The sequence below is a fragment of the Falsiroseomonas sp. RANM36 genome, from assembly GCF_056682175.1.
Map to the genome: position 1 here is coordinate 213,000 of NZ_JBWXTD010000005.1, position 2,390 is coordinate 215,389.

4 protein-coding genes are annotated in these 2,390 nt (G+C 75.6%); 2 read left to right on the forward strand and 2 right to left on the reverse strand.

All coding sequences use genetic code 11. The annotated features are described in order from the left end of the window. Positions 1-135: 135 nt before the first annotated feature. The gene (locus AC1MIR_RS18940; protein WP_480029743.1) at positions 136-453 is read right to left on the reverse strand and encodes a hypothetical protein; all 318 of its coding nucleotides are present in this window, start codon (positions 451-453) and stop codon (positions 136-138) included. Positions 454-566: 113 nt separating this feature from the next. After that, entirely contained in the window at positions 567-1,613 is a 1,047-nt protein-coding gene (locus AC1MIR_RS18945; protein WP_480029744.1) for an alpha/beta hydrolase, read from the reverse strand. Between the two features lie 115 nt (positions 1,614-1,728). On the opposite strand from AC1MIR_RS18945, the gene AC1MIR_RS18950 reads away from it, so the two are divergent. Both AC1MIR_RS18950 and AC1MIR_RS18955 read left to right on the forward strand, forming a co-directional pair. After that, positions 1,729-2,103 carry an MATE family efflux transporter gene (locus AC1MIR_RS18950; RefSeq protein ID WP_480029745.1) on the forward strand — a complete coding sequence of 125 codons (375 nt, stop codon included), beginning with the start codon at positions 1,729-1,731 and terminating at the stop codon, positions 2,101-2,103. Next, on the forward strand, positions 2,088-2,390 hold a 303-nt coding region (locus AC1MIR_RS18955; protein WP_480029746.1), incomplete at its 3' end, for a hypothetical protein. The genes AC1MIR_RS18950 and AC1MIR_RS18955, both read left to right, overlap by 16 nt.

Sequence of the window (2,390 nt, forward strand, 5' to 3'; positions counted from 1 at the left end):
GCCGCCGCCGGCCCCCCGCGCCATTCTCCCCCCCGGGCCGCGGGGGGGCTGGGGGGGCCGCTCAGCCTGGGCGGGGCCCCCCCCGCGTCATGCCGAAGGCGTGCCTCCGGCACGACGCGTTTGAGGGCGCCAAACCTACTGGATGTTGTAGTCCGTGATCTGGCAGGTATCCACGCGCCGGCGCTCATTCGCCTGGCCGTTGGCGAGCACCACGCGGATGTCGTTGAGGCACTGCCCCTGCGGCAGGCGGATCACCAGCGTCTGCCCGGGCCCGAGCACGTTCTGGCCGAGCAGGTCCCGGCCCCAGGAATTGTCGTTCGCCGAGGAGACATAGACCTCGTTGATCGTGGTGCCGGAGCGGTTGTTCAGGCGGAAGGACGGGTCCTGGGCCAGTGCCGGCGTCGCGAGGGCGAGCGCGAGGACAGCGGCGGGCAGGCAGCGGCGCAGCAGCATGGAGGCAATTCCCGAGACTCGGCCGGACCGATCCGGCACGCGCCATCCTCGGGCATCGCCCGCAGGCCGCGCAATGACGGCGCCCCGGGCGGGGCGCCCGCATGGAGAAGATTTCAGCCGGCCGCCGCTTCCTCGAGGAAGACCTGCACCGCCTGATAGAGTGCGCCGCGGTTGCGCTCCATCAGCATGGTGTGCGTGCCCTCGCCCAGCAGGACGCAGCGCTTGCCGGGGCTGGCCGTCAGCAGCGGGAAGATGGTGGTGGCCATGGCGGGCGGCGTGTCGCGGTCCCATTCGCCCACCACCAGCAGCGTCGGCACGGTGACCTTCGCCGGGTCCCAGTAGGGGCGGCTCGATTGCCAGTATTCGCGGCTGTCGAGCAGCACGCCGTTCGGCGCCCGCAACACGGAGGGATTGCGCCGCATGCCGTCCGGGTCGGTAGCCCAGGTCACGCCGGCCCAGTGCTCGAACCAGCCGGGCGGGATCAGGCCGGCGCGCGCCGCCTCCGGCACCCCGTTCATCCAGCGCTCCCGCGCCTGCGCCTGCGTCACCATGCGATAGGCGCCGAGCGTCGCATTGGCGCCGGCCGAGGCCGGGCTCGCGCCCTCGCGCAGCCATTGCGGCGCGTAGAGCACCAGGCGCTCCACCGCGCCGGCATTCTCCGTGGCGTAGCGCGCGATCAGCGAGCAGCCCCAGGACCACGCCATCATCTGCATGCGCGGCACGTTGCGCTGCTGGCGGATGAAGGCCGCAGCGGCGCCGATCGCCGCCACCGCCTGGTCGCCGCGCACCAGCGGCGGGTTGGCCTCCGGCGGCTGGCTCATCGCCTCGGGCCGCGTGGAGCGGCCGTAGCCGGGCAGGTCGAGGCACCACACGTCGAAGCCGCGGCCGGCGATGTAGTCCATCCAGGACACGCCCGCGAGCGGCAGGTCGAAGGCGGTGTGCGCCGGATAGGTGGCGCCGTGGACGAAAAGCAGCGTGCGGCCCGGCGTCGCCTGCGCGCCTTCCGGGCGCTTGCTGCGCAGGAACACCTCGATGCCCTGGGTCGGGGTCGGCACCATGAATTCCTCGGTGACGATGCGCGGCGCCTGGGCGGCGGCCTCGGGCGCGAGGGCCGCGGCGGTCACGAACGCGGGAGCGGCAAGCAGGTGGCGGCGCTGCATCGGGTCGTATCCTCCGGCATACGCGGCTGTTTCTAGCCCGCCCCATGCGCGGCGCCCAGGCAGGTCCGCGCGGCCGGCAGATGTCGTTGCGTCGTCGGCGGTCTAGAGGGGCGCGATGAAAGAAAGCCTCGCCCGCCCGCTGGCCGCGCGCGACGCTTCCGCCTGGCGGGCGGAGGCGGTGGCGATGCTCGTCCTCGCCTGGCCGCTGGTGCTGACCAACCTCACGCAATTCGCGCTGACGCTGACCGACACGGTGTTCCTCGGGCGCCTCGGCACGCAGGAGCTGGCGGCGGCGACGCTCGGGATGAACCTCTTCTTCGCAGCCCTCGCGCCCTGCTTCGGCCTGGCGATGGCGGCGGCGCCGATGGCGGCGCAGACGCGCGGCCGGGGGCCCGGGGGCGGGGGGGGGGGGCGGGGGGGCCGGCCCCCCCCGCCGCCCCGATCGCGCCTGTCGCAGTCATCGGCGCCGAGGCCGTGCTCGGCCGCCTGATGCCGCGCCGGCATCTCGGCGTGCCGCGCCCGCTGCTGGCGGAGCAGCGCGCGCGCTGGCGGCAGGCGCGGCCGGACCTGCCGGCGGCCGAGGCCACGGCGCTCGCCGCGCAGAGCTGGATGGCGAAGGCCGACATCGCCGCGATCGCCGCCGCCGCCCGCGCGCCCGATCCGCCCGCGCTGCTCGCCGCGCGCATGGCCGTGGCGCCGCCGCGGCGGGGGGGGGGGGGCCGGGGGGGGGCGGGCCCGGGGGGGGGGGGGGGGGGGGGGGGGGGGGCGGGGGGGCGC

Bases quoted from the DNA above. Each gene is read 5' to 3' on its own strand.
- AC1MIR_RS18940 (WP_480029743.1), bottom strand. From the start codon at position 453: ATGCTGCTGCGCCGCTGCCTGCCCGCCGCTGTCCTCGCGCTCGCCCTC.
- AC1MIR_RS18945 (WP_480029744.1), bottom strand. From the start codon at position 1,613: ATGCAGCGCCGCCACCTGCTTGCCGCTCCCGCGTTCGTGACCGCCGCG.
- AC1MIR_RS18950 (WP_480029745.1), top strand. From the start codon at position 1,729: ATGAAAGAAAGCCTCGCCCGCCCGCTGGCCGCGCGCGACGCTTCCGCC.